This window comes from Deinococcota bacterium (assembly GCA_030858465.1).
In the GTDB taxonomy this organism is placed as follows: domain Bacteria; phylum Deinococcota; class Deinococci; order Deinococcales; family Trueperaceae; genus JALZLY01.
Map to the genome: position 1 here is coordinate 1 of JALZLY010000188.1, position 2,452 is coordinate 2,452.

A 2,452-nucleotide genomic window follows, 5' to 3' on the forward strand; every position below is an offset into this window, starting at 1 on the left:
CCGTGGTCCCGCCGAGGGCACCATGAGGGTCCTCTACCTGTACGGCTCCATCCCTCCTGCCCTGCACGACATGAAGCTCTCCGACACCGGCAGGGTGGGCATGTCGCGGTTTGCCGCCGCGCTTGAAGAGGTCGGTTTTCAGCCCGAGGAGAGGCTCGACGCCAACGTCACCTTGAACGCGGACACCTTGCGGGCGTACCGGGTGGTGATCCTCGGCTCCAACAACCGCCGCTTCAATGGGGCGGAGGCCGGGGCCCTGGCCGAGTGGGTCCTGGCCGGCGGCGGCGTGGTCGCCTGGAGCGACAGCGCCTTTGGCGGGGACTACCGCGAGGTCGGGGTCGGCAACCCGGTCGGCAAGACCAGCAACAACGACCTGACGGTGCAGTTCGGCCTCGAGTTCTTGCGCGACAACGGCGCGGGCATCTTCACCATCCGCGAGTACCTAGAGGACCACTACCTGAACGCCTACGACAGGAACGGCGGGGTGGTGTTTCGCGGCGAGGGCGTGAGCCTGATCCGCGCCAGCAGCCCCGCGCGAATCCTGGCGCGCCTGCAGACGGGCGGCACCCGCGGCGACGTGCGCCTCCACCCCGACGACGGCGCGCTCACCGCGGCGGACGGGGCGCTGGTCGTCGCCGAGGTCGGCGAGGGCCGCGTGGTCGGCACCTTCGACCGCAACGGCTTCTGGAACGGCGGCCCCGGGACCGATATCAGCGAGGTCGACAACAAGGAGCACGCGCAGCGGCTGCTGCTGTGGGCGGCGGGTCTGGGTGACTGAGTCAAACGCCACGGACCGTTGGAGAAGACGCCCCTTCAAGCGCGCGCATGGGGCGCACACTTCCGGCTACCTCGGCCGCTCCTGGTCGGGGCCGTAATCGCCGGCGTGCTCGACGAGCTGCGCGGCGTTGATCCAGGCGTTGAGCAGCCGCTCGTAGAGCGCGTCCTCGAGCTGGGGCCTGAGCGCCTCGAGCACCTCGTGGGCCTGCTCGAGGGTGATGGCCGCCTCGGCCGCGTCGCGGTGCCAGACGCCCTCGGTGGCGCGCGCGATCATGCCGTGAAAGGTCTGCAGGAGGTCGTGAGGGTCCTGCACGGGTCAGCGCAACTCCTGGCTGGTCTCGTCGTAGGCGTAGCGTTTCAGCCCTGGGGCAAAGGCCTGAAGCTTGGCGGCCAGGTCTTCGTCCTTGACGACGGCGTAGTTGCCGCCGCCTAGCTGCACGGCCTGGACCCGGCCCTCGTCGGAAGCCCACTTCCAGAGTTCCATCAGCGTGCGGTCCTTTAAGAGAACTTCGCCCGTCACCTCGCGCGCCTCGAAGGCCGGATAGATCATGCCTCACTATAGCAGGGACACTAGCAGGGGAACTATAGCAGGGGGCCACACGATGGGGTGCTCCGAGGTGTGTGTGACCAGAACTTAAGAATGCTTCAGGTCTATTCAGTAGACTCTAAGGAGAAGGCCCTAGGCTTTATGAAATGGACAGGTTTATTACTCGTGAAATGGACAGGCTCTTTACGGTGAAACGGTTGCTCAAGGCGCTCATGATCTCGGCCTTTCTCGCTCTGCCCCTGGCTCAGGGAGAAGGGCTGAGCGAGGGCGCGGAGTTGATGATCACCAACGTGCGTGGCGACGGCATCCTCGGTTACGGGGTGGTGCGTAACGGCGTCCTCGAGCTCACCCTGAGCGAGAACGCCAGGGAGTTCGTGCTCATCTTGGTGTCCACCGACGGCGACATAAAGTCCTGGTCCGGGCGGGTAGACGAGAGCGGCCGGCTCGAGCTCGAGGACGAGAGCGGAGCGCGCTTCGGCATCGAGGAGCTCGCGGCCGAGGCCGCCGTTCAGGTGAGCGTCAACCGCGTCGCGTCCGAGGCGAGCGCCGGACCTGCCGCGCCGCGGCTGAACCCGGCCCCTCCTGCCGCGCCGACTACAGAGCAGGCTCGAGGCGACGGGGCGGGCGAGGCGCAGGCAAGCGAAAGCGCGCCCGACCCTCAGGAGCCCCCTCGGGAGACTGAGAACCAAGCACCTGCTGACGGGGCGGCCGAGGCGCAACAGCCCGACGATCAGGCGCGGCAGGAGGTTGCCGACGGCAGCTCGGCCGGAGACGCGCCAGCCGGAGACGCGCTAGCTGAGGACAGGATAGGGGAGGACAGGGCAGGGGACGACGCACGCACAGAAGGCGCCGCCTTGGCACCCGAAGTCACTTCGCCCGCGGAGCAGATGGAGACCAGTGAACCAGCCGGTCAAGGTGAACCCGGCCAAGGTGAGGCGGGCGTCGGCGACGACACCTCCGCCGAGCAGGATGACCCGGCGGACGGAGCGTCCGCGGGTGAACCGCCCGCACCCGCCGCACCTGCACCGCCCGCACCCGCCGAGCCTGCACCCGCCGAGCAGGGATGAGCGCACTCCTGATCGACCCCGACCGTCGCCACCCGATCGCGCCCGCCGACCGGGCTATGAC

At 68.3% G+C, this 2,452-nt stretch carries 4 protein-coding genes; 2 read left to right on the forward strand and 2 right to left on the reverse strand.

Annotation, left to right across the window (positions count from 1 at the left end):
• Window positions 1-778 (forward strand): hypothetical protein (locus tag M3498_09660; GenBank protein ID MDQ3459547.1); only part of this gene is annotated, 778 nt, incomplete at its 5' end.
• 66 nt (window positions 779-844) lie between these two features.
• Here the strand turns inward: M3498_09660 and M3498_09665 are convergent.
• Entirely contained in the window at window positions 845-1,090 is a 246-nt protein-coding gene (locus tag M3498_09665) for a hypothetical protein (GenBank protein ID MDQ3459548.1), read from the reverse strand.
• Window positions 1,091-1,093: 3 nt separating this feature from the next.
• Window positions 1,094-1,327 carry a hypothetical protein gene (locus M3498_09670; GenBank protein MDQ3459549.1) on the reverse strand — a complete coding sequence of 78 codons (234 nt, stop codon included), beginning with the start codon at window positions 1,325-1,327 and terminating at the stop codon, window positions 1,094-1,096.
• A gap of 143 nt (window positions 1,328-1,470) precedes the next feature.
• On the opposite strand from M3498_09670, the gene M3498_09675 reads away from it, so the two are divergent.
• Window positions 1,471-2,391, forward strand: coding sequence for a hypothetical protein (locus M3498_09675; protein ID MDQ3459550.1), 921 nt, complete (start codon window positions 1,471-1,473; stop codon window positions 2,389-2,391).
• Window positions 2,392-2,452: the final 61 nt, after the last annotated feature.

Coding starts and splice junctions, on each gene's coding strand:
- M3498_09670 (MDQ3459549.1), bottom strand. CDS start 1,327: ATGATCTATCCGGCCTTCGAGGCGCGCGAGGTGACGGGCGAAGTTCTC.
- M3498_09675 (MDQ3459550.1), top strand. CDS start 1,471: ATGGACAGGTTTATTACTCGTGAAATGGACAGGCTCTTTACGGTGAAA.